This is a genomic window from Aureitalea marina (assembly GCF_002943755.1).
GTDB lineage: Bacteria > Bacteroidota > Bacteroidia > Flavobacteriales > Flavobacteriaceae > Aureitalea > Aureitalea marina.
This window is the reverse complement of the sequence record NZ_MQUB01000001.1, coordinates 2,290,148-2,312,481: the sequence shown is the minus strand read 5'-3', so window position 1 is coordinate 2,312,481 and position 22,334 is coordinate 2,290,148. Positions and strand designations below refer to the sequence as shown.

General features: G+C 46.0%; 25 protein-coding genes. 3 read left to right on the top strand and 22 right to left on the bottom strand.

The features are described from left to right. Positions 1-29: 29 nt before the first annotated feature. The gene (locus tag BST85_RS10545; protein WP_104813205.1) at positions 30-1,841 is read left to right on the top strand and encodes a GNAT family N-acyltransferase; all 1,812 of its coding nucleotides are present in this window, start codon (positions 30-32) and stop codon (positions 1,839-1,841) included. Between the two features lie 11 nt (positions 1,842-1,852). Here the strand turns inward: BST85_RS10545 and BST85_RS10540 are convergent, their stop codons facing one another. The 8 genes from BST85_RS10540 to BST85_RS10505 form a co-directional block, all read right to left on the bottom strand. After that, complete coding sequence (locus BST85_RS10540) at positions 1,853-3,220, bottom strand: glycoside hydrolase family 113 (protein WP_104813204.1); 1,368 nt, start codon at positions 3,218-3,220, stop codon at positions 1,853-1,855. 122 nt (positions 3,221-3,342) lie between these two features. Continuing rightward, on the bottom strand, positions 3,343-4,779 hold the full coding sequence (locus BST85_RS10535; protein WP_104813990.1) for a pyridoxal phosphate-dependent decarboxylase family protein: 1,437 nt from the start codon (positions 4,777-4,779) through the stop codon (positions 3,343-3,345). Between the two features lie 70 nt (positions 4,780-4,849). Then, the gene (locus BST85_RS10530; RefSeq protein WP_104813203.1) at positions 4,850-5,848 is read right to left on the bottom strand and encodes an MBL fold metallo-hydrolase; all 999 of its coding nucleotides are present in this window, start codon (positions 5,846-5,848) and stop codon (positions 4,850-4,852) included. A 95-nt stretch (positions 5,849-5,943) separates the two neighbouring features. Then, positions 5,944-6,339, bottom strand: coding sequence for a hypothetical protein (locus BST85_RS10525; RefSeq protein WP_104813202.1), 396 nt, complete (start codon positions 6,337-6,339; stop codon positions 5,944-5,946). 81 nt (positions 6,340-6,420) lie between these two features. Beyond that, positions 6,421-6,786: a hypothetical protein gene (locus BST85_RS10520; protein ID WP_181040006.1), complete on the bottom strand. Its 366-nt coding sequence runs from the start codon at positions 6,784-6,786 to the stop codon at positions 6,421-6,423. Positions 6,787-6,979: 193 nt separating this feature from the next. Beyond that, positions 6,980-8,398 carry an MBOAT family O-acyltransferase gene (locus tag BST85_RS10515; RefSeq protein ID WP_104813200.1) on the bottom strand — a complete coding sequence of 473 codons (1,419 nt, stop codon included), beginning with the start codon at positions 8,396-8,398 and terminating at the stop codon, positions 6,980-6,982. Positions 8,399-8,401: 3 nt separating this feature from the next. After that, the gene (locus tag BST85_RS10510; protein ID WP_146090706.1) at positions 8,402-9,445 is read right to left on the bottom strand and encodes a hypothetical protein; all 1,044 of its coding nucleotides are present in this window, start codon (positions 9,443-9,445) and stop codon (positions 8,402-8,404) included. A 14-nt stretch (positions 9,446-9,459) separates the two neighbouring features. Further along, positions 9,460-10,815 carry a M20/M25/M40 family metallo-hydrolase gene (locus BST85_RS10505; protein ID WP_245917681.1) on the bottom strand — a complete coding sequence of 452 codons (1,356 nt, stop codon included), beginning with the start codon at positions 10,813-10,815 and terminating at the stop codon, positions 9,460-9,462. A 112-nt stretch (positions 10,816-10,927) separates the two neighbouring features. Between BST85_RS10505 and BST85_RS10500 the strand changes: the two genes are divergently transcribed. Beyond that, positions 10,928-11,962, top strand: coding sequence for a carboxypeptidase-like regulatory domain-containing protein (locus BST85_RS10500; protein WP_104813197.1), 1,035 nt, complete (start codon positions 10,928-10,930; stop codon positions 11,960-11,962). A gap of 34 nt (positions 11,963-11,996) precedes the next feature. Here the strand turns inward: BST85_RS10500 and BST85_RS10495 are convergent, their stop codons facing one another. The 13 genes from BST85_RS10495 to rsmA form a co-directional block, all read right to left on the bottom strand. Beyond that, positions 11,997-12,419 (bottom strand): arsenate reductase ArsC, encoded by a 423-nt coding sequence (locus BST85_RS10495; RefSeq protein WP_104813196.1) that lies wholly within the window; start codon positions 12,417-12,419, stop codon positions 11,997-11,999. Positions 12,420-12,435: 16 nt separating this feature from the next. Continuing rightward, complete coding sequence (locus tag BST85_RS10490) at positions 12,436-12,930, bottom strand: GNAT family N-acetyltransferase (RefSeq protein WP_104813195.1); 495 nt, start codon at positions 12,928-12,930, stop codon at positions 12,436-12,438. Further along, on the bottom strand, positions 12,931-13,419 hold the full coding sequence (locus BST85_RS10485; RefSeq protein WP_104813194.1) for a DUF6428 family protein: 489 nt from the start codon (positions 13,417-13,419) through the stop codon (positions 12,931-12,933). A 6-nt stretch (positions 13,420-13,425) separates the two neighbouring features. Beyond that, positions 13,426-14,847 (bottom strand): pyridoxal phosphate-dependent decarboxylase family protein, encoded by a 1,422-nt coding sequence (locus tag BST85_RS10480; protein WP_104813193.1) that lies wholly within the window; start codon positions 14,845-14,847, stop codon positions 13,426-13,428. After that, positions 14,848-15,171 (bottom strand): ArsR/SmtB family transcription factor, encoded by a 324-nt coding sequence (locus tag BST85_RS10475; RefSeq protein WP_104813192.1) that lies wholly within the window; start codon positions 15,169-15,171, stop codon positions 14,848-14,850. It abuts the gene before it with no gap. A 91-nt stretch (positions 15,172-15,262) separates the two neighbouring features. Further along, the gene (locus BST85_RS10470) at positions 15,263-15,649 is read right to left on the bottom strand and encodes a VOC family protein (protein ID WP_104813191.1); all 387 of its coding nucleotides are present in this window, start codon (positions 15,647-15,649) and stop codon (positions 15,263-15,265) included. A 2-nt stretch (positions 15,650-15,651) separates the two neighbouring features. Further along, positions 15,652-16,170, bottom strand: coding sequence for a DUF4199 domain-containing protein (locus tag BST85_RS10465; protein WP_104813190.1), 519 nt, complete (start codon positions 16,168-16,170; stop codon positions 15,652-15,654). 104 nt (positions 16,171-16,274) lie between these two features. Then, positions 16,275-16,685 carry a response regulator transcription factor gene (locus BST85_RS10460; RefSeq protein WP_219842120.1) on the bottom strand — a complete coding sequence of 137 codons (411 nt, stop codon included), beginning with the start codon at positions 16,683-16,685 and terminating at the stop codon, positions 16,275-16,277. 2 nt (positions 16,686-16,687) lie between these two features. Further along, positions 16,688-17,626 carry a 2-hydroxyacid dehydrogenase gene (locus tag BST85_RS10455; RefSeq protein WP_104813189.1) on the bottom strand — a complete coding sequence of 313 codons (939 nt, stop codon included), beginning with the start codon at positions 17,624-17,626 and terminating at the stop codon, positions 16,688-16,690. Next, complete coding sequence (locus BST85_RS10450) at positions 17,626-17,991, bottom strand: cupin domain-containing protein (RefSeq protein ID WP_104813188.1); 366 nt, start codon at positions 17,989-17,991, stop codon at positions 17,626-17,628. The genes BST85_RS10455 and BST85_RS10450 overlap by 1 nt, the downstream gene beginning before the upstream one ends. Positions 17,992-17,994: 3 nt before the next feature. Beyond that, entirely contained in the window at positions 17,995-18,399 is a 405-nt protein-coding gene (locus BST85_RS10445) for an acyl-CoA thioesterase (RefSeq protein WP_104813187.1), read from the bottom strand. Continuing rightward, entirely contained in the window at positions 18,396-19,745 is a 1,350-nt protein-coding gene (gene mgtE, locus BST85_RS10440; protein ID WP_104813186.1) for a magnesium transporter, read from the bottom strand. The genes BST85_RS10445 and mgtE overlap by 4 nt, the downstream gene beginning before the upstream one ends. Continuing rightward, positions 19,705-20,517 carry a 16S rRNA (adenine(1518)-N(6)/adenine(1519)-N(6))-dimethyltransferase RsmA gene (gene rsmA / locus BST85_RS10435; RefSeq protein WP_104813185.1) on the bottom strand — a complete coding sequence of 271 codons (813 nt, stop codon included), beginning with the start codon at positions 20,515-20,517 and terminating at the stop codon, positions 19,705-19,707. The genes mgtE and rsmA overlap by 41 nt, the downstream gene beginning before the upstream one ends. Before the next feature lie 242 nt (positions 20,518-20,759). Here rsmA and BST85_RS10430 point away from each other — a divergent pair, with 242 nt between their 5' ends. Then, positions 20,760-21,992: a carboxypeptidase-like regulatory domain-containing protein gene (locus BST85_RS10430; RefSeq protein WP_146090705.1), complete on the top strand. Its 1,233-nt coding sequence runs from the start codon at positions 20,760-20,762 to the stop codon at positions 21,990-21,992. Between the two features lie 13 nt (positions 21,993-22,005). On the opposite strand, the gene BST85_RS10425 is transcribed toward BST85_RS10430, so the two are convergent. Next, on the bottom strand, positions 22,006-22,314 hold the full coding sequence (locus BST85_RS10425; RefSeq protein WP_104813183.1) for a DUF4286 family protein: 309 nt from the start codon (positions 22,312-22,314) through the stop codon (positions 22,006-22,008). Positions 22,315-22,334: the final 20 nt, after the last annotated feature.

The window sequence follows — 22,334 nt, the reverse complement described above, 5'->3', positions numbered from 1 at the left end:
ATTTGTTTTTCGCTTAACCAACCTCATTCATGGGACTCGTCACGGCCAAAGAAGTAGCACAGGCTATTAAAGTCGATCGGTTTGGCTTCCTGGGAACGGCCATGGGTTGGACTCTGATGAAGATCCTCAAGATCGATACCATGAATCGGATCTACAACAGGAACAAACACCTGGAAGATCTCGAATTCATGAATGCGCTCCTGGATGAGTTCGAAATTCGATTTGAGATCCCGGACGAAGACCTGAGGCGAATACCTAAGAACGGTCCTTTTATCACCATTTCCAACCACCCGCTTGGTGGTATAGATGGCATACTACTGCTGAAATTACTGCTGGAAAAGCGTCCTGATTTTAAGATCATAGCCAATTTTTTATTGCATCGCATCGAACCGCTCAAGCCGTATGTGATGCCGGTTAATCCTTTTGAGAATCACAAGGATGTAAAAAGCAGTATGATGGGCTTTAAGTCTGCCCTTATGCACATCAAGGAAGGTCATCCATTGGGGATATTCCCAGCCGGTGAAGTGTCTACCTACCGGGACGATAAACTGTTGGTGGATAAACCTTGGGAGGTGGCCGCCATGAAGCTGATCAAAAAGGCTGAAGTACCCGTGGTTCCAATCTATTTTCACGCCAAGAACAGCAAGTTGTTCTATCGCTTGGCCAGATTCAATGATACGCTAAGAACGGCAAAACTACCCTCTGAATTACTGACTCAAAAAGAGCGGGTGATCAAGGTGCGTATTGGCTTGCCTATACCGGTCCGGGATCAGCGGGAACACCAGGATCTGGATGACTTCACGGACTTTCTGCGCAAAAAGACATATGTGCTTGCCAACCCGTTCGAGAAGAAGACCTTGATCGAGTCCATCCCCAAGACCTTAAAGATCCCTAAACTTCCCAAGAAGATCGCAGGTCCTGTTCCGGTGGAGTTGATGCAATCGGAGATCGATGCTCTTAAGGAATCCGGGAAACGGCTGCTGAAGAGTAAGGCATATGAGGTCTATCTGGCTCCGGCCACCGAGATCCCGAGTATCTTGCAAGAGATCGGTCGTCTACGGGAGATCACTTTCCGGGAAGTAGGAGAGGGAACTAACCAGGCTACGGACCTGGATGATTACGACGCCTATTATCATCATATGTTTCTTTGGGATGATGATGCCAAGATTATGGTGGGGGCCTACCGAATGGGCTTGGGGTCCCATATATTCTCCAACTACGGGATAGACGGTTTTTACCTGCAGAGCCTCTTCCGTTTTGAGCCGGAACTCTATGATATGATGAGCAAATCCATCGAGATGGGCCGGGCTTTTATCATCAAGGAATATCAACAACGACCCATGCCGTTGTTCTTGCTATGGAAGGGGATCGTACATACCACTTTGCGTCACCCTGAACATCGTTTCCTGATCGGCGGAGTCAGTATCAGCAACAAATTCTCCGAATTCTCGAAATCCCTGATGATCGAGTTCATGAAGTCCAACTACTACGATCCATATGTGGCCCAATACGTCCACCCTAAAAAGGAGTACAAGGTCAAATTAAAGGATGCCGATAAGGACTTTTTCTTTGATGAAAGTGAGGCCGATCTGAACAAGTTTGACAAATTGATCGATGAGGTGGAACCCGGAAGCCTGCGACTTCCTGTACTCATAAAGAAGTACATCAAACAGAACGCCAAAGTGGTTGCCTTCAATGTGGATCCGATGTTTAACAACGCCGTGGACGGATTGATGTATATTCGGATTGCAGATCTGCCAGAAAGTACTGTAAAACCCGTCATGGAAGAATTCCAGGCCGAGTTGGAGCGACGCTACAACAGCAAAGGAGAAGAGGAATAAGCACTCATCCCCTAGTCTCCGTAACCCTTAGATATTGTAAAAGAAGCGGCCTTATACCTGGGAGAAAAATCCAGGTCGGTGGTTGCGTTCTCAGCCTTGGAGCGAATGTCCCATTGCCAGATATACATGCCAGTAAACCAAGGTTGATCCCAGATCTCTTCAAAGACAGCCTGGTAGGCCAAATGCTGTGTTTCATCCGATTTTTTGCGGGTGAGCTGACTTAAGGCAGGTTCCCATTCCCATGGTTTGACCGTTGCGGAGGCTTCACTCTTATAGCCGATCTCCGTAAATAAGATCTTTTTGGAATAACGCTCGGATAAGGCTTGGAGCTTGTCAAGATGAGGTTGCCAGCCCTCCTTGATGCTCGCGAGGTCCGGGCTCGGTTTTTTGGTCAGGGGGAAATAGGCCTGTATGCCAATAAAATCCAATTCGTCCCAGAATTGAACATCTTCGAATTCTTCATACCAATTGGCCGCATAGGTCAATGGCCCTGAATAGATCTCCCGTATTTTGACGATCAGCTCTCGCCATCGTTCCGGGTTATTGATGACGGCCGTGTGTAGTTCGGTGCCAATGCAGAAAAGATCAGCTCCAGAGGCCTGTGCCAATTGTGCGTAATGCAGCATATGCCTTTCATAGGAATCGAACCATTTTTCCCAACTCTCTCGATCCGGTTGTTCTATGTCCGATCTCCACCCTTCTCCCATCCAAAGATGGGGTTTGAATTGAACTTTGATGCCTCGCTGATGCAGATGATCGATATAGCGAATGAAGATGGAATCTCCACCGGTAAACGAATCGTATTGATCCCGGCGATATACTTCTCCCTTGTCTGGGTTCTGCTGATACATAAACGGCACCAGAGCCAGCCATTCCACGTGATGTTCCACCAATTTATCGATAGCGGTATCGTTGATCTCTCGCCATCCGAAGAGGGTCATGCCCCTCTGCTTTTGATCTTCTTGGTAAAGGTCCTTCACTTTTCCGGTCAGATTCAAGGTTTCCGGTCCTAATGGCGCATTGAAGTCTTCGCTCGCATTAGCCTTTACTAAGAGCGAGTAAGTCATCGCAATCAGGCCGACCGGGAGAAAGAGTCTAAGCACTAATTGTCTGATCATGGGCCTAAGTCCAAGTTTTCTCCCAACTCGAATAAAATAACGAACGATCAAAAAGATGGTGTAGAAGAGGGCAAAGAAGATATGGATGCCAATGAGAAAGGACGAATAGACCAAGAGGTCTGCAAATTGCTCTACGCCCCGTTCAAAACTGCCACCGCGTGTGACCATTCGCAAGGTGATCAGCAGAAACCAGAATAGCCAGTTGACCAAATAGACGATCAGCAATGGCCTGATCTCTTCCCGTAAACGTGGTCTATTCATACTCTAAAATCCCATTAAAAGGTACAAATCGTAAGATGTTGATAGTCAAAGGGAATGTTAAAATAGTTTGGATGCTAATCAGGCCTGAAACATTGACCGAACGGACCCCTGCTCACCAATTATCATTTTGCTTTAATCGCACTCAAGCAATCATGGATCATCTCCAGGGCCAGGTCTATGGTTTCCAATTTGGTTCTGAAAGCTAGTATAGCCATCCGGATCACGAAACGATCCCCGATCATTGTGGAACTGAGAAAGACTCGACCATCTTGGTGGATGGCCTTGAGCAGATCCCGGTTGAATTGGTTCTGATCTCCTTTTGCGGGATACCAGAAATAACTGACGGACAGATCCGGTTCGGGGCCCAGTTGGAAGCCCATTTGCCCCAACTTTTCGCGAAAATACTGCGTGAGCAGCAGTTTCTCTTCAAGGCAAGCCACAAAGGGTTCGATCCCATGGATCTTCAATGGTAACCACAGCCGTAGTCCTCGGAAATGCTTGGTTAGCTCGGGGGACACATCTGCAGGGTTTACCGGGCTGGCGGCACTTCGGGCGTCCTGCATATAATTGGCCGTATAATGATTGGAATGGTAAACGGCTTCTTTGTCTTTCACCAGAACGGCGCCTAAACCATAAGGCAGAAAGAGACTTTTATGCGGATCGATCACAATGGAGTCCGCCTTTTCAATTCCTTGAAATTGCTCTTTTTTGGAATCGCAGAGGATAAAGAAGCCACCGTATGCGCCATCCACATGAAACCAAAGCTTGTGCTTTTTTGCAAGATCGGCCATGTTGTCCAGCGGATCGATCGCACCCGTATCGGTGGTGCCAGCTGAGGCAATGACCAAAAAGGGATTTAAGCCTTTTGTCTTATCCTCTTCGATCTTCTCGCTTAGATCATTTGGGTCCATGCGGTGATTGTCGTCCAGATCAATATATGAGATGTGGATATCTTCCAGTCCGATTATTCTTAGGGCTTTGTTGATGCAGTGGTGCACTTGTGGGCTCAGATAGATCACCGATCGTTCGATCTTCTCCCCTTTAATTTTGTGTCTATCTCTGGCTGCAGTCAGTGCGATCAGGTTGGCAATGGACCCGCCAGAGGCCAGGTTGCCAATGGCGCTCTCCGGAAAACCAAAAATGGATTTCATCCAGTCGATCAGCTGATTTTCAATATTAACCGCTCCGGGTGAGGCGTAATGTATACCTGAGTATTCGTTGGTGATATCCGCTAAATAATCACCTACCGCAGAAAGGTAAATTCCGCCTCCAGGGATATAGCCCAAATGCCCTCCTGAGGCCGGATTGATTCCTTTAGTCGCCACTTTCTTCTTGTATATGGACAACAATTGTTGCAGGTTGATCTGTTGGTCTATGGGCCCAAGATCTTCCATTTCGGAGGCCGCTGCACTAAATGTTGGGGTGTGGTCCAATTCTTCGATGAACGAATTTGCGTACTGGTGGACCTGCTGGAGATATTTGTCCCTTTTATCGGTATTTGGTTCCAGTCTGGAAGAGCTTTTTTCCAGATCTCGAATCTGATCGCGAAGTGAATTCAAAATAAATTGGATTTGACTACTAATTTCCACTTTTCCGGCCTATTGTCAAAGTCCTACGGGTGATCTAAGGTTAAAGTGGAGTTACATCGTTTAGTTGAGCAATAGAGAAACCATTCCCCAAAACAGTTTGATATTGGATGGAATTTAGGTTTAGGACCGGATTGGTATGATTGAAGTGGATGAAATTGACTTTTGACTTATCCTCGGCGGAGAGGCCCTTGAACAACTCCATACTTTCCTCGATAAAGGGGTGAGGAATCTGACTAATATCTCTTACCTGTATTTCGTCCCCGTGATAAAAGGTGGCGTCCAGGAAGGCAATATCAACCTCTTTGATCAGGTCCACAATAGAGCGTTCCCATCGATCCCATTTGTCGATGTCCGGAATAAACAAGGCAGTTTTTTCTGGCCCTGAGATCATATAGCCAACGGTCTCGGAATATTCATCCCGGTGTGGGACCAGCAGTGGTGTTACGGTCAGATTCTGGGACAAGATCAAGGTACTATCCGATAGTATGGGTTGGAGTTGAATATTGTTGTTGGTGACCAATTGTTCCCAGGGTCCGTTGTTGTTCAGGTATTGGATCATCCTGGGCATTCCGTAAACCCGAGTCTCTGTCGCATTAATGGCCTCCTTGCCTAAGAATTGAAGTCCGGAATAGTGTCCGATATGAGCATGTGTCAGGAAGATTCCATCGGGTAAGGGTGAGCGGAGTTTGCTGTATTTCTGCAACAAATGAAGCTGGCTTCCAATATCCGGGGTCGCTTCGAACAGATATGACCTACCGGAGTTAGGATCGATCAAACCCAGGGAGGTCCGCATCCTTTCCACATCCGGATCGGCAAAGAGGTCACGGCAACAGGCCGCATTGCAGCCTATCTGTGGTGATCCGGCATCCTGGATAGTTCCCAAAACAACAATAAAAGGATCATCTGGTAAGACCTGTGGAGTTTCTCCCACAGGCATACTGACAGATTCTGCCTCCCTAGGTTGGTCACAACCATTCATTATGATCAAGACTAAAGCGATCAGGAAACTTCTTATCAGGGTATAATTGGACATGATCATTTTAATGAGCTTTTACTAAAGTTACAGATTTACTTCAGAATCGGGTATAAAAAAAGGTGGTCCCAGGACCACCTTAATATTTTGAGCAGCTAAAGCTATTGCATCTTTTTATACATGCTTTTCATTGTGCCCATCTGATCTTCATCCAGTATATCGACCATACCATTTGTAAAGCCGCCGTTTTTCATGAGTAGTCCCGTGACAGCTGATGTACCACCAGAGCCCATCAGTTTTTCAGGACCATATTTGGCCAGCATATCCTGCATTTTAGGAGAATTGAGTTGCTGTACCACCAAGTCGGAAACTTGTTTGGACTGAGCCTCAGACAAATTCAGTTTCTTCCCCAGAACTTTTACCTGGTCAGCTGCCAATTGATTAACCATTGAAGAAGTGTCCACCGAAGAAGCGGCAGTTGCTTTTAATTGGTTAAGGGATTGAGCCGACAACTGCATGGTTGCCAGGGCGAAGAAAACAAAAAGTAGCTTTTTCATAACGAAAAGAGTTTTGAAGGTTAGAGAAGCAAAATACGTATAATTTTTCGCTCTAACGGCCTCTATCTCATTGTTTTTGAATTAATTTTCATTTATCGAGCTCATTACCATAGGATAGTCAGTTTCCAGGCTGGTAATCAGCTCGGTAATCATGGCTAGGTTTTCAGATAGATCCCAAATATATGCAGCTACATCTCCATAAATGGCAGAGCAGATATTGCGGAAGGCAGGGTCCGCCACAACACTCTGAAAATCGGCAGAGGTTGCCGAATCTGGCATGTCGATAACTAACCAAAATGCCTGGATCGGTAAAAGATTATAGTTTTCGATCAGATAGGGTTGCATGACCATTTTCCAGGTATCCGAGTTATAGGTGTAGTATTCCTGTACAGTGGAAACAGAACTTGTGTATTGTCCCAGGGTTTTGTCCAGATCGGGAGAAAGCATAAACTCAAATTGATCTGAGCTGGATATCTCCCTGGCTTGGGCTACTATTGGAGAGTATGGGCTAAATCCCAAAACCTAGGTCAAAGTCCGGTCAAAGTCCCGCACATGATCCAGGGCCATGATCACCATGACCAGGCCACGTAGTACATCAATAGATTGAATTCTTTTAGATTTAAGGGCTACACTCATTGAACTAGAATTGGAAATAAATAAATTGCTCTCCTGTCCCTTGTGAAATACAGATCATAAAAAACAGTATGGCCCAAACTACGCCAAGGATCAATGGGTTCAGTTTTTCGGATTGTTCCTTCATGGAAGTGTTTCGCATAAACCAATGGCATAGGAACGTAAGGGCAATAACAACCATCACCTTAACGATGTCAAATTCTCCCAGGATCAGTTCACCTTCCGGATTCATGAAGAACATAGATTTGATCATTCCCAAAGCGATATCAAAGTCTGTTGCTCGGAAGAAGACCCAGGTAATGTTCACACAGGTATAGGTCAAAAGAGCCAATAAGATTCCGTTGTATTTCCCGATCTTAATGTGGACAACCCCTCTGAGCATGCGTTCAATGATCAGGTAGATCCCATGTAGCGCACCCCATACCACAAAGGTCCAGGCCGCTCCGTGCCATAGACCACCCAAGAGCATTGTTAGCATCAGCGCGACATACATGCGGGTGATCCCATGACGATTTCCACCCAATGGAATGTAGAGGTAATCCCTCAACCAACTGGATAGGGAGATATGCCATCGTTTCCAAAGATCTGAAAAGCCAATTGCGGCATAGGGATACCTGAAGTTGTCCGGCAAGACGATTCCGAGCATTAGTGCAATTCCGATGGCACAAGTGGAATAGCCCGCAAAATCAAAGAAGATCTGCCCGCTAAAGGCCAAGGTACCAGTCCAGGAATCCAGTGCGCTCATCACCTTACCTGAATCAAAAACAGCGTCGGAAGAACTGGAAAGCAAGGTGTCCGCAAGGACTACTTTCTGAAACAATCCCGCAGTTAACAGGAATAAACCCCAAAAGAATTGGTTGGCGGTTGCTCTTTTCGGCTCATAGAACTGGGTGATCAATTCTTTGGCTCTTACTATCGGTCCGGCTACCAACTGAGGGAAGAAGGTGACATAAAGCGCAAAATCCAGGAAGGTTCTCGCTCGTTCTGTCTTCCGGTAGTACATGTCAATGGTATAGGACATGGTCTGGAAGGTGTAGAAGGAGATACCCATGGGAAGTATAATATCCATGGGTCTGGCCTGGTATTCGACTCCAATGGCATTCATCAGGCTAACAAAGTTCTCCAGCAGAAAATCTCCGTATTTAAAAAAGGCCAGAAAGCCCAGATTGACGAACATACTGAGCAATAGCCAAAGTTTACGTTTTCTTTGGTTCAGGTGATGGGTAGCCAATTGCTTACTGGCAGACCAGTCTACCACCGTAGAGATCCACAAGAGTATGACCAATGGCGGATTCCACATGCCATAAAAGATGTAACTGGCCAGAAGCAGCATCCGCTTTTTTCCGGTCCAGCTGAAGATTCTTGAATAATAGAGGGCCAACACCACAACGAGGAAGACCACAAAACTGAGTGAATTGAACAGCATGATCTAGTTGGTTTTAGTGTTAGAAATAACTCCTTCGTCTACGAATATATCGACCAGATCGGCCGTAAAGGTGTCCGCATCTTCCGCGGAAAGATGTGACCATTCTGGGCAGTCATAACCACTCAGCTGTTGGTAATCTTCATAATGATATCCTTTGATCTGTAGCGAATCGGCCAGGGCATCGAAGAATTGTTCCCTGGGAAGTCCCCCGGTTTCCAATTCTTTAAAAAATCCGGTTGAAGGACAACGCAGCAGAACCACATTGCCACCTCGTTCCATGAATTTACGAGCATCGGCCAGGAAGAAATTCATGGTCCCATCCCGATCTGGAGGGGGAAGGTTGGGGTCTGCCATAAAGAATTTCCAAACTCGTTTTACGGTGTTGGCGAAGGCCGTGTCGGTCACGGTCAAATCAGTCATACGGACGTTCCGATCCAGAGCCATATCCGAGAATTGATAGAAAGGAGGCATCGGATTGATCACACGGTCGCCCCATCGTACCCGGCTGAGAATGGCTTTTAGATCGACGTTGTCAGACAGATCGTCCTCTTCAGCCGAAATAAAGTAGAAGTTCTTTTGAAGTGGTATAGAGAGCCAATGATTGGATCGCTCTGCAAATGTCCTTGTGGCATAATGATCGACCCTTGACTGGGGCCACTCCCAAGGCTGGGCCAGCGGATAGATGGTAGAAAAGAACAGACCAGGGGTCACTCCAACGACTATGGTTCCGCTGTAATCCGTGTTATTGACCAGATCGTGAAATACAGGTAGGGGAGAAGATCCGGCGCAGGCCAGTTGAATGGGTCTTCTTCCTGTCTTTTCTTCCCAAACGTCCAGTTGGACATCGAAAAGAACTCGCGATGATCCGGTCAGGACCACATCATCAGAAGCTAGCTTATTAACCTTGTGTCGCTGAACGGACCAAAGTGCCTTGTCATCCGCAATGCGGGTATGACTTTTCATGGTGCTGCGGAGATAGACCTCCCAAGCTACCAAGGCCACCAATCCGAGGACGATAGCCACGATAAATGATTGTTTCAATTGCATTGTGTACAGGTTGTTTAGTTGGCATTGAGCAGTCGGTAGATCAAAATGGCAGTTCGTTCAGTCAGGGCTTGGAAGGTCTTCAGATTGACCGTTTCCTGGGGGGTGTGGGCTCCGGTACCCATGGTTCCTAAACCATCCAGGCAATCAACATGTTCTGCGACGAAGGAGACATCGGCTGCTCCTCTCTTTTCGGGGTCATAACCTTCTACGCCACCTTGTTCCAGGTCCAGGCTGACCTGGTTCAGAACTTGGAGCAGGGCTTTATTACCTTCGGTGGGTCCCATGGCAGGATAAGAGTCAATAAAAGTGATCTCCGCTGAGGTCTGGGGCAGGTTATTGGCTACGATCTCTCGCATTTTAGCACGGGCATTCTCTTTTTGTTCTTCAGAGATAAAACGCAGGCCCCCTTTCACCACTGCAGTTTGGGCAACCACATTGGATTTACCAAAGGCATCTCCGGTGCTATTCGTCTCGTCCAGATTTACAAAGGTTCCACCAAGTATTACGCCCGGATTGAAGGTCAAATAGGTTTCCCCTCGCACTTTTTCATAGAATTCGTGCAAGATGCGGGACATCTCGAAGATCGCCCCAGCTCCTACATTTTCGTTGAATACACCAGAGCTGTGTGCTCGCTTTCCGGTCACTTCTACTTTCCAGCCAGAAGCTCCTCTACGGGCTATTGTGGCGTTGTTAAAACCGGTGGATGTCTCAAATCCCAAGGCAATATCAGAGCGTTTGGCGGCGTCGATCAGATCTTTCCGGCTAATGGATAAGGGTTTTCCAGTGGCTTCTTCATCCCCAGTAAAGGCGACTATTATCTGATGATCTTTAAGCAGACCATTTTCATGCAAGGCTTTGAGCGCATATAGAACGATCACGTCTCCCCCTTTCATATCGTTGCCTCCAGGAGCATGAGCCAGGGAGTCATTGATCATCTCAAATTTTTGAAAGGGACTGTCCGCTTCAAAGACCGTATCGATATGTCCGATGAGCAGGAGTTTTTTCCCTTTGGATCCCGTTGTCTCGGCAAAGAGATGACCAGCACGCTGCATTTCGGATGGCATATCGATCCATCGGGTATCAAAGCCAATGGCATCAAACTGATCACTGAAGACCTGCCCCACCGCTCTTACACCATCCGGGTTCATGGTGCCACTGTTCATATTGATGACCTCCTCCAGGAACTTTAGAGCGTCTAAGTTATTTCGTTCAATAGTGGTAATTATCTTTTTCTCCTTGTTACTTAGGTTTTGAGCCAAAGCAGGAAGGCAAAGCAGTAAAAAGGGTATCAAAAAAAGGCGTAGGTGAGGGAAATCAAACTGGGGCAACAAATTGAATTGGACCTTGGGAGTCCACATTGTTGTCGGCATGATCGGTTAGTTTCCTTAAAGATAGTAAAAAGTAAATAGCACCATTCTGAAGCTCTGGCACTTAATTTGTGGCACATTTGGACAACTTTTATCTATTCACTAACTTCTTGGTATGAAAAAGAATAACTACCTCAACTTGCGTTCGACCTTCATCATTCTCTTCTTTCTGCTTAGTTTATCACTAAGATCACAGACTATTCTGGGATATGTTTATGACCAGGAGAAAGGGACTCCATTGGTTGGTGCTACGGTTTATTTAAATGGCACCACCATCGGCACATTGACCGATTTCGATGGAAAATTCATCATCGCTACCGATCGGGTGATCAGGGCGAGCCTGATCATTTCTTATATGGGCTATGAGACAGTTCCTGTAAACAATCCCTACCGACCGGAAGTGATTGAAGTCGTGTTGAATCCGGTAGTTGCTTCTTTGGATCAGGTGACGCTGAATACAGGCAAGGAGTACTGGAGCCGGGAAAAAATGCTACGGGAATTTAAAAAGCAGTTCCTGGGTCTCGGGAGATCGGGCGAATTATGCCGGATAGAGAATGAGGAAGATATCGATCTCTGGTTTCAACCAGAAAATGAGACCCTTAAGGCCAGTGCAGATGTCCCCATACGGATCTACAATAATTATTTGGGATATGCCATCGAGTATGACTTGAAAGAGTTTGAAGCAAAGTATGACTCTCCACAAAGGGAAAACCCCTATTGCCGTTTTGTTTATTACGAGGGCAGTAGTTTTTACAGGGACATGGGTAGTAGCGACGCCATGAAAGAGATTTTCCGGTTACAGCGCAACAATGCGTACGATGGTTCGGTGCAGCATTTTTTCAGAAGTATGATAGCCGATCAGCTCAAAGAGGAAGGATATTCCTTTTATAATGGGGCGTTGAAAATTTCGCCGAAGCGGGTGTATGGTTTAGTAGATAAGCAGGATCACTACCTGGTCTATTTTAAAAGAAACTTCATCCTAAACCACAAAAAGAAATTGAATTCCAGGGTGGTGATATCTGATCACGAAGCGCCCATCAAGGTCTATTATGATGGCAACTATGAGCCGGCACGCAGGGTTCGTTTTGATGGTGATCTGGGTGAGTATCGGATAGCTAAAACCTTGCCGTTGGATTATCAGGGAAATTGACCCATGCAATCCAAGGTTTCCTAAATCGACTTTCCTAATCCAAATAGGTGCTTACAAAGTTTTCTGCGTAACGCTTGATGTCATTCCTGGTGGACTCGAAGGCCTGATGAATCTCTTCATCTGTGCCGCTAACCTTAGAGGGGTCCGAAAAGTTCTGGTGTAATCGCTTGGCATGGGGTGCCGGAATGAATGGACAGTTCTCATTGGCATGATCGCAAACGGTAATAATGTAATGCCAATCTACACCGGAGTATTCGTCCACATGGTTGGATGTATGGCTAGAGATGTCGATTCCATCCTCCCTCATAATTGCGACGGCGCCCGGATTAAGGCCGTGAGTCTCTATCCCGGCACTGTAAACTTGGGCTTTTTCACCGGCTAAGGTCTTCAAGTAGCCATGAGCCATCTGGCTTCGGCAGCTGTTACCGGTACATAGTACCAATACATTCTTTTTCATTGATTTTCTTTAGTTGTTAGTGTATTCCTGTCTGTTTACTACGCCTTTCCATTAAGACGTTGTCATACCATTTTCCATTTCTTTGAGCCGGTCTTTCCCTGATCCCGATCACCCGAAATCCACATTGTTTGTGCAATGCCAGACTCGCCTGATTCTTCGGGAAGATCCCCGCCTGTAAGGTCCAGAACCCCTCCTGCTCGCTGGACTTGATCAGATGTGATAATAAAGCCTTTCCAACTCCTTGCCCTCTGGCTTCTTCGGCAATGTAGATAGTCACTTCGGCTACTCCCTTGTAAACCTCTCGTTTAGAGACCGCACTAAGTGCACACCAGCCCACCACGAGTTTGTCTTTGGTTTCGACCACATAGCGACAAGCGGGTAGAAACTTTTCATTCCAGGTATTCCAATCTGGAATTTCTGTCTCAAAGGAGGCTACACCCGTATCCAAACCTTCGGCATAAATACGGGCGATATCCTTAAAGTCTTCTCTATGTGAAGCGCGTATATTCACTTAACAGCATCCGCCTCCAGGCTCACAGCAAGCTTCGACCTCTGTTGTTGCTGGTTCAGGTACACCACAAGCGTCCTTTGCTTTGCAATCTGTGGGTTCGACAGCCAATTTAAGCCGAAGTTCTTTCTGGCCGATTTCGAAATCGTTAATAAATAGTTGTGCAGTGTGGAACTCATCGTTCCCGTATTCGATCTTGGCCTCGGAATCCATTACATACGGTTTCATACGCCCAACTTTTTTAAGTATGCTCAGGGCTTTATAAACTGTCATATATTCGGTCTTCCCAATCTCACTAGGCGACTCCCATAATTGAATAACAGTCTCTTTCCAGGCATCTGTTCTGGCTCCGCAATCGACTGAATCGATCTGCAGGTGTTTTACTTCCGTGATGTGGTAATTGGCATTGACCAATTTCCCTGGGCTATATTCGAACAATAGGGATTTCCCTGTATGTTCTGCCAGTAGATTTAATAATTCCTGTGTTCTCATAGTCTATCATTTTAAATGTTCAGCCTTGGAGATGATCAGATCGATCAGCTCGTCCATATGGGCTGAGGTGGTAAATGGGTTCATAAATGTTGTTCTCAAGTAATAGCCATCTTTTAATTGAACCGCAACAATGTAGTAGCGGCCATCTTCGATTATGGCTTTCCTGATCTGCTGATTCAATTGATCCAGATTCTTCTGGGACGATTTGAACCGGAAACAGACAATATTGGTCTGAGGCTCCAGGGCCAGTTCCATATCCGGATGTTCGACGATCTTTTGGGCGAACGACTGACCACTTGCGTACAGGGTATTGACCAGGTCGTTGAAAAAGCTCCATCCATGCTCGGCAACAATGCTCAGAAATCGCAAACTCATCATGCTCTTGGTACATTCGAAGGTTCTTTTGCCCATGTTGAACCATTCCGGATCTTCCTGTGCTTCCCATAAATAGTGGGCATCTTGCTGAAAGGTGGCATAGCTGTGGGATGCATTTTTAAATAAGACCGCGGTGGTAATGGATGAGGTACCCATCATTTTATGGCCATCTATGATGATAGAGTCCGCTTTGGCTGCTCCCTCTAGCAGGAAACTATACTGGTCGGAATACAGGGCAGCGCCTCCATGAGCTGAGTCAACGTGAAACCAGAGGTCATGATTTTGAGCAAATTTACCCAAGGCGACAAGATCATCGTGAATGCCTGTTGCTGTACTGGGGGCATTACCAACCATGGCTATCACTTGGATCCCTTGGTTCATCGCTTGTTCATACAGTGGTTCCAACTCCTGGGTCTTTATTCGGTATTGGTCATCTACTGGGACCTTTATCAGGCCTAAGTCTCCCAGACCCATGATCCGAGCTGCTCGGTCTACACAATAGTGAGCCTGCTCCGAAACCATGATCGCCAGGGGAGTACTCTGCCCTTTGGACCAGACGTCAGTGTTTGACTTGGCCTTTCTAGCCGCTAAGAGGGCTGTTAAATTGGCCAAGGTGCCTCCAGAAGTAAGGAAGCCATCTCCTTGCTGCCAGCCCAAAGGCTCGCGGAGATATTCGCAAACCAGGCGCTCCAATGCCGCATTGGCCGCTCCCATTTCATAGACCGCCGAGCCATTATTCATCAGATCACTCATCCAAGTGCCAACAGCTGAGGCCGGAACGGCCGGAGCCACCTGATGACCAATGTAACCCGGATGATGTATATGAATGGAACGGTTTAAAACAGTTTCCAGGAATTCAGTCAGTTTTTCCTGCTTGGGAAAATGATCCTTCCAAAACTGATATTCCTCTTCCGGATCGATATAGTCGATGACCTTGGTAGGCCCTGGATCTTGCATCTTGGTCAAATGCTTATGCAACATATCCAATACAGCTTGTCCATTCTCATGGAAAACTGTTGGATTATAGGCCTGATGTAGTATAGGAGTACTCATTTAGCAGCATTTGGCTTCTGTAGACTCAAAGAAGTCTGTGAATAGTCGGTTTAATTCTGCCAATCGTTCTGGGTTCAAGGTGTAGTAACGGCTATTCCCGTCAAAACGACTCTCCAGTAATCCAGATTTCCTGATCACATCCAGATGCTGGGAGGTAGTGGGTTGTGAAAGCCCGATGTGTTCGGAAATGCCTTTGCAAAGACAACCGTCACAGTCCCCAATGTAATTAAGAATGGACACCCTTGCAGGATGAGAGAGTACCTTGGCCAGGTCGGCCAACTGGTTCACCTGATCTGAATGCAAATATTTCTTGGTTACTCCCATGACTTATATTTTAATATTGCAATATTACGATATAATAATCAATGACCAACTGACATTGGTCATTTTTAACAGATATTTTTAAGGAGGAAAATTATTCGAAAGCTGAATCTATCGGTTCCCAAAGCTCGATTTTGTTCCCTTCCGGGTCCAGTATCCAACCAAATTTGCCGTAGCTGTACTCTTCCATCTCACCGACTATGGTAACCCCTTCCTTTTTAAGAACCTCTAATAGTTCGACCAGATTTTCTACCCGAAAATTCATCATGAACTGCTTCTCGCTAGGTGAGAAATAGGTGGTGTCCGCCTTGAACGGACTCCATTGGGTAGAGCATTTATTTCCTTGCTCATCCTTCCACCAGAAGGTCCAGCCATAGGCATCGGTCGGAATGCCCAGATGGGTCTTGTACCAATCTTTTATATGATCCGGATCTTCTGTCTTGAAGAAGAACCCACCAAGTCCAGTTACTCGTTTGTCCATGATTATGCGTTGTTCGAGTTAGTTTTTAGTATCAGGCCCGAGATCAAGGTGATGATCGATCCAATAACAAAGACAGTCAGGAACATGATGACAAAATTCATCATGGGATTCATCCAAAATTCCTTCTGGGATTCCAGTTGTGCTTTTTGTATTTCAAATTCATCGGCAGGAAGACTTTCCTGGAGTTGAGCCAGGGATCGTGCATAATAGTCGTCCATGAATTCCGGGTTGATGTACTTCACGTAGATTACGTCCAAGAGTCCGAAGGCCAATGCCGTTAGCAGGCTGATAAGCAGCCCAATGGTTAATGCTTGTTTAAAGTTTAGCTGCCCGTTATTCTCCTTATCCCTGAAATAGCGAATTCCAAAGAAGACAAAAGAAAGTGATATGATCATGGAGGAATATCCAAGTACTTCCTGGGCGTCGTATGAAAGTCCTTTGCCCAAGGTCCAGGAGGCCAGGAAGAGTATACAAATGGTCAGGGCTCCGTAAAGTCCAAATCGAATACTGGTTCTTTTCATGATTTTTCAATTATTGATACCAGACAAATGTCCCTTAATGTGGTCAAAAGGGACTCATACTAAAGTACTAATGTGCCTCCTCCTAAAGTACGAATTACCCGAAATCAGAGGATTCCTTGTATCCTGGCCTGTTTTACAGCCTGGGTTCTCCGCTTGGCGTCCAGTTTTAGTAACAGATTGGAAACATGAGTTTTGACCGTGCTTTCAGATACATAAAGTGTTTGCGCGATCTCCTGGTTAGATAAGCCTTCCCCAATTTTGACCAGCACTTCATATTCCCTGTCGCTGATGCCCAGTTCTTTGATCTTTTCCGTGTCAATTGAGGTCATATCATCTGAACTTTGTCGGGAGGAACGCTTGTGTATCAACCATCCGATAAGGAAGAATGCCACCGCGATAACACCCAAACCGATCTCCGCAAACCAATTATCGCTGATCCGGCTGTATTTGTTCAGTTGGAAAAGGATCATCACCAGGATGATGAGCAAGCTAAAAACGAAAACGGTCTTTCGCACGGTCAGATCAGGTTAAGGGCCAGGATCTTGTTTACTATGGTCTGAGCGAGTTTCTCTTTACTTTCATGCGTCCATCCGGCCACATGTGGAGATAACACAACATTGGGGTGATCCAAGAGGGCTTGAAATGCCTCAGGGATTCCATTTTCGAACAAGGACTCGAATGATCTTTTCTCATATTCCAACACATCCAGACCGGCGCCCAGCACCTTGCCAGAATCCAGGGCCTTGACCAAATCGGCCGTTACAACGCAGCGCCCACGTGCCGTATTGAGCAACCATACGGGCTTGCTCAAAGATTTTATAAAAGCTTGGTCTATTATGCCCCGGGTTTCATCGGTCAGTGGGACGTGCAAACTGATCACATCAGATTCCCTTTTGAGTTCTTCCAGGCTAACCTGGTGAGCGAATTGGTCACCCACATCAGATTGGATATCATAGCAGATAACCCGGCACTCAAACCCTTGAAGTTTCTTGGCAAATGCCTTCCCCATATGGCCATAACCAACTAGTCCCACGGTCATATTATCCAATTCGACCCCTCGATTTTCTTCCCGTAACCAAAGGCCATTTCTAACCTCTCTGTCCGTAATCTGTAAACGGTTGATCAGCATCAGCAGCATGCCCAGGTTGTGTTCTCCAACTGCATTGGCATTACCCTCTGGAGCATTGATCAGTTTAACCCCTAATTCCCAGGCAGCATCCTGGTCGATATTCTCCAGCCCGGCACCAACCCGTCCTATGAATTTTAGTCGGCTTGCCTTTTCCAAGAATTTTCGGTCAATGGGGAAGCGACTTCTCAAGATCATCCCTTCGAACTGATCGATCTTCTGTTCGATCACCTCCTTGCTGGAGTGATAGTCCTCGACATTCTCATATCCTGCCTGCCCGAGTTGTTCGAGCATCAGCGGGTGGTTGGTATCTAGGTGAAGGATGCGCATCAGATCTCCGGATAATGGGATTTGGTTCGGCTATCGATCACATCTCCCGTATGTTTGGTTGTTAGGGATTCGAAAAGGAGAACCTGAACTTCTTGACCGTTTACCGTCCTAGGACAGTGCTCCACTCCTTTTGGAACGACGATGATCTCGCCTTCCTCCAGTCTCACCACTTTGTCACGGAAGTGCATATCCAGTTGTCCTTTTTGAATAAAGAACAGTTCATCCTGGTCGGCATGGGAATGCCACACAAAATCTCCTTCTATTTTGGCCAGCAAGACCTGCATATTATCTACTCGCGCTATTTGGTGAGGAGACCATTTGTCGGAGAAGAGATCGAACTTTTCCTTCAGATTAATGGATTTCATCGCTTAGGTGTTTGGATGAAACAAATTAAGGATTTCTGGTGGGATTTTAATGGGTTTGTGGTCCTGAGCCTGAAGCAAACACCATCTGGTCTTGCCCCGGATCAGAACTTTCCCATCTGATGGTCGTGTCAGGGTATAACAACGTTCGCTCTGGGCCGCTTTGGACCAACTGACCCAGGTTTCCATTTGAAGTTCTTCCCCCAGGAAGGCGGGAGCCTGATAATCGATCTCGTGCCGCAAGACAACCCAGACATATCGTTCCCTCAAATGCTTTGGTGTTAAGGACTCCCAATGTCTGGAGGCAGCATCCAAACACCATTCCAGGTAGCGGATGTTGTTAACATGACCGAGCTCGTCGATAGAATCGGCATTCACGGTAAAGGTGAAGGCAAAGCGAGCTGCTGTCAAAAGTGCAAAATGAGTTTAGAGATATAAAAGTAGATCAGGATCCCAAAGATGTCATTGCTGGTTGTGATAAAAGGACCTGTTGCTATAGCTGGATCAACACCTCTTTTGTCCAGGAGTATTGGTACGAAAGTTCCAATTATCGAGGCCATGATGATCACGGCGATCAGGGAAACACCAATGGCAAGGCTAACATTTACGGGTTGACCAATAATTTGGTTAAAGGCTACGACTAGAAGTGCCAAAGAGATCCCATTGATCAAGCTCAAACTGAGTTCTTTGACAAATCGACTAAACAGACTTCCTTTTACCACATCGTTGGCCAGACCCTGCACGATGATCGCACTGGATTGTACGCCTACATTTCCAGCCATTGCAGCTATCAGTGGGGTGTAGAAGAAAAGAATGGCATATCGGTCCAAGGCTGCTTCAAAATCTTGCATGATGAACACAGCTGCCAGTCCACCGATCAGTCCAAGTACCAGCCAGGGAAGCCTCGCTCTTGTTAGTAGCAAGACACTATCGTCGGCCTCTACGTCTTCGGAAATACCCGCGGCCAGCTGATAGTCGCGTTCTGCCTCTTCCTTGATGAAGTCTACCATATCGTCTATGGTAATCCGTCCCACCAACATTCCTTCTTCGTCCACAACAGGGATGGCTTCCAGATCGTATTTCTGCATCAACTTTGCGACGTCTTCCCCATCGGTTTCGACTGTCACATAGTCTACCTTTGGGATGAAAATATCACTAATGTGGGCTTTGTCCGGAGCGGTGAGCAGATCCTTCAGGGATAGTCTGCCGGTCAAATGACCTTCTTTGTCTGTTACATAGATGGAGTGGACCCTGGTAACATTCTTCGCTTGTCGCCGCATTTCTCGAACACAGCCTGCTATGGTCCAGGTTTCTTTGACCTTCACCAATTCCCGGGCCATCAATCCACCAGCACTTTTGTCATCATACTGGGAGAGTTCGACCAGATCCGCAGCCAGTTCTTCGTCCTGAATTTCCTCGATCACCTGTTCCTGGACTTCCTCATCCAGTTCTGCGATCACATCGGCTGCATCGTCAGAATCCATTTCGACCAGTTCTTGGGCGATCTCCTTAGGGGATAGTCTGTCCAGGATCTTTTCTCGGACATCTTCGTCCAATTCCATTAGGGTATCGGAGGTGATGTCACTTTCCAGTAATTTGATCACGTAAGTTGCCTCTTCACTGTTCAGTTCTTCTAACAGATCCGCGATATCGGCAAAGTGAATTTCGGAAAGCAGTTCCTTTAGGGCACGACCGTCCCGTTGAACAATGAGTTGCTCAATCTGATCTATGAATTCGGTCGTCAGTTGAAACTGCATGGGAGTCGATCATCTGTGTTATTCGGATAAAATCGGAAACCGAAAGTTGTTCCGGACGCTGGGCAAATATAGTATCTTCTTTGTGTTTGAGCGGGATATCAAACACTTTTAAGCTGTTGCGTAGTGTTTTACGCCTTTGTTGAAAGGCCCTTTTTACGACCTGTTTAAAGAGCTCTTCGTCGCAGGGAAGACTATAATTTGTGCGCCTGGTCATGCGGATCACACCGCTATCTACCTTAGGAGGTGGATTAAAACAACCTGGCTTGACAGTAAACAGATATTCGCATTGATAATAGGCTTGGCAGAGTACAGATAATATGCCATAAACCTTTGAACCGGGAGGGGAGCAGATCCGCTGTGCGACCTCCTTTTGGAACATACCGGAAAATTCCGGTACTGCCACTCGATAATCCAAGGCCCTAAAGACGATCTGCGAGGAGATATTATAGGGGAAGTTGCCACTGATGGCAAAGGGCTGGTTGCCACAAATTTGATTCAAATCTTGCTTGAGGAAATCTCCCTCAACAATTTTTAGATTTTCTTGATCGAAATGTGTCCCCAAGTATTCGACCGATTCTTTGTCAATTTCCATCGCGATGACCAAAGGGTTATCTTCCAGGAGATATTTGGTCAACACGCCCATACCCGGTCCGATCTCCATAACCTGATCATATCCATTTCCAGTTAGGGTGGACGCAATCCGTTTGGCAACCGATTCTTCCTTCAGAAAATGTTGTCCAAGGTGTTTTTTAGCACGTACGGGCTTGGTCATAGAGAGGTAAAATTAATAAAAAGACGATGTCGATTATGCTGGATGAACTTGTGAATAAGCGAATAGATAAGTAGTTTTAATGTTCCGACGGCTAAGATGCTGTGTAGTATTTTCTTACATAGCGTGTTTCATCGGTAAAATAATTCATTTTAACTAAAAGTATAAGCGTCATTTAGGATTTTTCCTTCAAATTTCTACTTTTGTTAGGAATCGTATTCGTAGAACCTCACAACTCTCGGACCATGAAAAGGATTTTTTCGACTGCATTATTTGTGGCCCTTACCACAAATGCTATGGCTCAGGCATCATATTCAGTAATAGACGAGCACATAAACTTCACTATTTCCGATACCGTAAAGAGTCCCCAGGATTATGGTGATAACGGCTTCAATTTTGAATCATTTACTACTGGTATCAATTCTGAATACTCAGAGATAGGTGTCTGTTTTTACAGAGGCAAGTTCATCACTTATTCTTCCCGTAAAATCGGGGCCTTGGGTAAGAAGGATCCACGGACTAACGAACCCTTTACCAAACTTTTTTGTAGTGATGTTACCGGAGATTGGAACCTGGATCGACCCCTACTGTTTTCCCGTATTCTGAATAAGAACGAGAGCTTGGGGAGTCTGACGTTTGATAAGAGCGGTACTACGGTATTCTTTACCAAAGGCGTAGAAGGTAATAGCGGTGTGATGCAATTGTATCGTGCGGATATGTCTCCACAGAAATTGGGTAAGTGGGAGAACATCACTCCACTTCCTTTCAATAGCGAAAGTTATTCTGTAGAGACACCACATTTGGCACCGGATGGGAAGACGCTTTACTTCTCCTCCAATATGCCCGAATCTAAAGGAGGGTACGATATCTATATGGTTACGCTAAATGAGGATGGGACTTATGGTCCGGTACAGCCTGTACCTGGAGATATCAACTCTGAAGCAGATGAGAAATTCCCACATACTTCCGTAGACGATAAGTTTATGTATTTTTCTTCTAATGGTCACGGAGCGATCGGTGGATATGATGCCTATAAAAGCAGAAGATCCCCCGATGGATTTAAGTTGGTGATCAACCTGGGGAATACCATCAATACGAAATTTGACGAGATCGCTTTTGTTCCAGCAACCAAAAAGGATGCCTACATCACATCCAACCGTGAAGGTGCATTGGGTGGATACGACATATACAAGATCACCGAATTTGTGAAGCTGAATCAGGTCGTTGCCGGTAAAGCCATGAATTTTGACACTGGTGAGGTATTGGCTGGGGCTCGGATTCGGTTAATTGATACAGAAGGCTACGAGGTTGCAGAGACCACCTCGGACGCTAATGGAGCCTATACATTACCGATCAGTTCATTTGAATTTTACACCGTGATCGCCGAAATAGACGGATATCAGAACGGGGTAACGATCTTCAATTCGGATAATGTAACCGAGAAGTTCCAGGTAGATGTTAGTCTGAAGCAAGATTAACCCTATTCCTAATTTACTGTTCGTCAATAACTTCTAACTCCGTTCGAAAGGCTACAAATTTTCCTTTGAATCGATCGCTTTGTGATCGCAGACGTTGTGCATCCTCCTTGTAATAGGCTTGTAACATATCATAGGACTGAGTTCGGTATTGTATCGAATAGGTAATTCCACCCATTTCTTCTTCGACCATAACCCGAGACATCAGGGCCGAACTGAACTTTCCCGTTGCAAGCATGTCCGGAATGTGCTCTCCACACATCCAATCTAACCATTGCTGTTGAATAGACTCGTCGATATTGATGGTCACATTGTAGATATACATGGAGGTGCTCTTTGGTGAAT

Excerpts from the sequence above, each read along its gene's own strand:
- BST85_RS10530 (WP_104813203.1), bottom strand. The coding sequence starts at position 5,848 with ATGATCATGTCCAATTATACCCTGATAAGAAGTTTCCTGATCGCTTTA.
- BST85_RS10495 (WP_104813196.1), bottom strand. The coding sequence starts at position 12,419 with ATGAAAAAGAATGTATTGGTACTATGTACCGGTAACAGCTGCCGAAGC.
- BST85_RS10480 (WP_104813193.1), bottom strand. The coding sequence starts at position 14,847 with ATGAGTACTCCTATACTACATCAGGCCTATAATCCAACAGTTTTCCAT.
- BST85_RS10525 (WP_104813202.1), bottom strand. The coding sequence starts at position 6,339 with ATGAAAAAGCTACTTTTTGTTTTCTTCGCCCTGGCAACCATGCAGTTG.
- BST85_RS10520 (WP_181040006.1), bottom strand. The coding sequence starts at position 6,786 with ATGCTTTCTCCCGATCTGGACAAAACCCTGGGACAATACACAAGTTCT.
- BST85_RS10545 (WP_104813205.1), top strand. The coding sequence starts at position 30 with ATGGGACTCGTCACGGCCAAAGAAGTAGCACAGGCTATTAAAGTCGAT.
- BST85_RS10455 (WP_104813189.1), bottom strand. The coding sequence starts at position 17,626 with ATGCGCATCCTTCACCTAGATACCAACCACCCGCTGATGCTCGAACAA.
- BST85_RS10450 (WP_104813188.1), bottom strand. The coding sequence starts at position 17,991 with ATGAAATCCATTAATCTGAAGGAAAAGTTCGATCTCTTCTCCGACAAA.
- BST85_RS10475 (WP_104813192.1), bottom strand. The coding sequence starts at position 15,171 with ATGGGAGTAACCAAGAAATATTTGCATTCAGATCAGGTGAACCAGTTG.
- mgtE (WP_104813186.1), bottom strand. The coding sequence starts at position 19,745 with ATGCAGTTTCAACTGACGACCGAATTCATAGATCAGATTGAGCAACTC.
- BST85_RS10510 (WP_146090706.1), bottom strand. The coding sequence starts at position 9,445 with ATGCAATTGAAACAATCATTTATCGTGGCTATCGTCCTCGGATTGGTG.
- BST85_RS10470 (WP_104813191.1), bottom strand. The coding sequence starts at position 15,649 with ATGGACAAACGAGTAACTGGACTTGGTGGGTTCTTCTTCAAGACAGAA.
- BST85_RS10465 (WP_104813190.1), bottom strand. The coding sequence starts at position 16,170 with ATGAAAAGAACCAGTATTCGATTTGGACTTTACGGAGCCCTGACCATT.
- BST85_RS10515 (WP_104813200.1), bottom strand. The coding sequence starts at position 8,398 with ATGCTGTTCAATTCACTCAGTTTTGTGGTCTTCCTCGTTGTGGTGTTG.
- rsmA (WP_104813185.1), bottom strand. The coding sequence starts at position 20,517 with ATGACCAAGCCCGTACGTGCTAAAAAACACCTTGGACAACATTTTCTG.
- BST85_RS10500 (WP_104813197.1), top strand. The coding sequence starts at position 10,928 with ATGAAAAAGAATAACTACCTCAACTTGCGTTCGACCTTCATCATTCTC.
- BST85_RS10430 (WP_146090705.1), top strand. The coding sequence starts at position 20,760 with ATGAAAAGGATTTTTTCGACTGCATTATTTGTGGCCCTTACCACAAAT.
- BST85_RS10540 (WP_104813204.1), bottom strand. The coding sequence starts at position 3,220 with ATGAATAGACCACGTTTACGGGAAGAGATCAGGCCATTGCTGATCGTC.
- BST85_RS10485 (WP_104813194.1), bottom strand. The coding sequence starts at position 13,419 with ATGAGAACACAGGAATTATTAAATCTACTGGCAGAACATACAGGGAAA.
- BST85_RS10505 (WP_245917681.1), bottom strand. The coding sequence starts at position 10,815 with ATGCCGACAACAATGTGGACTCCCAAGGTCCAATTCAATTTGTTGCCC.
- BST85_RS10425 (WP_104813183.1), bottom strand. The coding sequence starts at position 22,314 with ATGTATATCTACAATGTGACCATCAATATCGACGAGTCTATTCAACAG.